At 76.0% G+C, this 2,932-nt stretch carries 2 protein-coding genes and 1 pseudogene; all 3 read right to left on the bottom strand.

Annotated features, from left to right (window positions below):
- A pseudogene (locus RH94_RS44980) lies at positions 1 to 391 on the bottom strand (hypothetical protein); the annotation flags it as partial.
- Positions 392 to 675: 284 nt separating this feature from the next.
- Complete coding sequence (locus tag RH94_RS29260; protein ID WP_234426126.1) at positions 676 to 1,926, bottom strand: helix-turn-helix domain-containing protein; 1,251 nt, start codon at positions 1,924 to 1,926, stop codon at positions 676 to 678.
- A 314-nt stretch (positions 1,927 to 2,240) separates the two neighbouring features.
- Positions 2,241 to 2,932, bottom strand: a 692-nt coding sequence (locus RH94_RS44975; protein ID WP_267893408.1) for an acyl-CoA dehydrogenase family protein, incomplete at its 5' end; no start/stop codon positions are given.

Raw genomic sequence — 2,932 nt, 5'->3', positions numbered from 1 at the left:
GGCGGGTGGCGGTGTCGGCGGTGTCCCAGCAGTACGCGCGCGTGGCCGCCGGTTCGACCGGCAGCGCCTTCTTCTCCTCGGCGCCGCACTGGTCCGCGGTGCGCAGCGTGCGGTCGGCGCCGGCCAGCACCGTGGCGACGTCGGCCGGCCGGCCCATCGCCGCGGCGAGCCGGTCCAGGGACCGCTGCGGCACGGGCTGTTCGGCCAGCCGCAGCCGGCCGAGCTCGGTGGACGAGGTGAGCGGCTTCAGGGCGCCGGGGTTGTCGGCGACCGTGGCCTGCGAGGTGCTGATCAGGGTGGCCGCCGCGGTCAGTGCGAGACCGGTTCCGGCCAGGACGGCGCGCAGCGCCCTGCCCCGTCTGCGCCTGCGGTGTCTGCCGCGCTGCTTCATACAGCCCCCTTTTCAGGGCTCGGTTCACCTCCGGGCGCCCCTGGGACTTCTCCGAGGCGGGCCAACTGCTCCGGCTGGTTCGAGCGTTGACCGAGGAACAGGTGGGGCGACCCGCAGGCGATGCTACGGCAGCCGGGGCCGCGGGAGGACGAAGACCCGGCAATTGCGCGGAAGATGCCACCCCGGGACCACTCCCGTCGCCCCGCGACCGTTCCCGCCGCTCCCGTCACCCCGCGACCACTCCCGCCGTCTCCGGGACCGCTCGGTCGCCTCGCCCGCACCGCTCAGGGGCCGAGCCGTACCGCCGGGGCCGCCGAGTGCGGCAGCAGGTCGGCCGGGTCGTCCGGGAGCAGCACCTCGACCTCGGTGCCCTCGCGGAAGCGGTAGGGCCGGTGTTCCAGGAACGCGCCCAGATACCGCCGTATCCGGGACATCTCCGCCCGGACGGTCACGGTGCGGGCCGGATCGCCGTAGAGGTCCTCGGCCAGTTCCGCCGCGCTGCGCCCGGTGCGGTGCCCGGCGAGCAGATAGAGCAATTCGGCGTGTCGGGGACTCAGTTCGTGGCTCCAGGAGCCCGCGCCGCCGAAGACCGTCACCGACCAGCGGTGCGGCCGGGCCAGGTCCAGCACGATCCGGGTGCCGTCCTGCGGGGCCGGCTCCTCACCGGCCCGTACCAACCAGCCGTCCGCCAGCGGCTCCAGGGAGCACAGGCCGATCACCGGCAACCACCGGCGGCCCGGTGAGGGGGACTTGGGCAGCGGGATCCGCGCGGTGTACGGCATCTGGGCCACCGCCGCCGTCCAGCCGTCCCCGTCCACCACCGCCGCCCGGCCGCCGAGCCGGGCCAGCACCGGCGCCCCCACCGCCCGCAGCCGCTCCAGCGAGGCCTGGTGCAGCTCCCGCAGCCGCGCCTCGGCCAGTTTGGCCACCGAGCCGACCCAGGCCGCCGTGGCCGGGTGCATGGTCTCCAGCGGCCCGCTGACGTCCACCACACCGAGCAGCCGGCCGTCACGGGGGTCGGTGACGGGGGCGCCCGCGCAGGTCCAGGAGGCGTGCGAGCGCAGGAAGTGCTCCGAGGCGGAGACCTGTACGGGCCGGCGCACCACCGCCGCGGTGCCCACCCCGTTGGTGCCGACGACGTCCTCCCGCCAGTCGGCGCCGGGTTCGAAACCGAGCCGGTCGGCCCTGCGCAGCACCGACGGGCTGCCCTCGCGCCACAGCACCCGGCCGTCCCCGTCGGCGACCACCATGATGTGGCGGGCGGCGTCCACGGCCGGCAGCAGCCCTTCGCGCAGCACCGGCAGCACATGCCGCAGCGGGGACGCCTCCCGCCGCCGCGCCACCTCCTCGCGGGACAGCAGCCGGGCCCGGGCGTCCTGGTCGGGGTCGAGGCCGCGGCGCAGCAGCCGCTCCCAGGACTGCCCGATCACCGGGCGCGGCGCCACCCGCGCGCGCTGTCCGGCGAGCGTCGCGGAGCGCGTCTCGCTCAGCACCCGAGCCGCCCGCGCCGCGTCGACGGCGGCGAGCTGCGTCACGTTCCTCGGCGCTTTCGCCACTGGGTCCTCCGGGAGAAGGGGCGCGCTCGGTCCAGGCGGGAAAGGGGCACGCCCGGTTCATGGTGCCGCCCGGAGAACACGGAAGGGCGTGGTCCGGGCACGGAAAACCAACACGTTGCAACCTCTTGCAACCCTGGTGAACAAGCGCGTGCCGACCAAGACTCGTTACACGCCGCCCAGCGCGGCGTACCCGGCCCGCGGAGGGCCGGTACAGCGGGGGTGGTGCCGTGTCGGCGCAGCACCACCCCCGCGCCGTACCCGCCGCCGTCCGCGCACCCTGCCCGGACGCCCCGTCAGCCCACCGGGCGCGCCCGCTCCACCACCGCCGCCAGGTCCAGCGTGTGCGGCAGCGTGCCGAAGGCCGCACCCCACTCGCCGCCCAGCCGCGAGGCGCAGAACGCGTCCGCGACCTCCGGCGGCGCGTACCGCACCAGCAGCGCCCCCTGGAGCACCAGCGCCAGCCGCTCGGCCAGCCGCCGGGCCCGGGCCTCCACGCCCTCCAGATCGGCCAGCTCGGTCAGCAGGTCCCTGATCGCCGCGTCCAGCCGGTGGTCGGCGCCACGCGCCCGCCCCACCTCCCGCAGATACGCGTCGAACGCCCCCGGCTCCCGCCGCAGCGCGCGCAGCACGTCCAGCGCCTGTACGTTCCCGGCGCCCTCCCAGACGGAGTTGAGCGGGGACTCGCGCACCAGGCGGGGCATTCCGGACTCCTCCACGTACCCGTTGCCGCCCAGGCACTCGGCGGCCTCCACCGCGACCGGCGCGCACCGCTTGGTCACCCAGTACTTGGCGGCCGGCACCGCCAGACGCAGGAAGGCCCGCTCCTGCTCGCCGCCGTCGTCACAGGCGGCCGCGAGCCGCATCCCGAGGGTCGTCGCCGCCTCCGACTCCAGCGCGAGGTCGGCCAGTACGTTGCGCATCAGCGGCTTGTCGATCAGCGGCCCGCCGAAGGCCGAACGGTGCGCGCAGTGGTGCACCGCCTGCG

Source organism: Streptomyces kebangsaanensis (assembly GCF_001906585.1).
GTDB lineage: Bacteria > Actinomycetota > Actinomycetes > Streptomycetales > Streptomycetaceae > Streptomyces > Streptomyces kebangsaanensis.
Note: the sequence above shows the minus strand (reverse complement) of the source record. Positions and strands in the feature narration are given on the sequence as shown.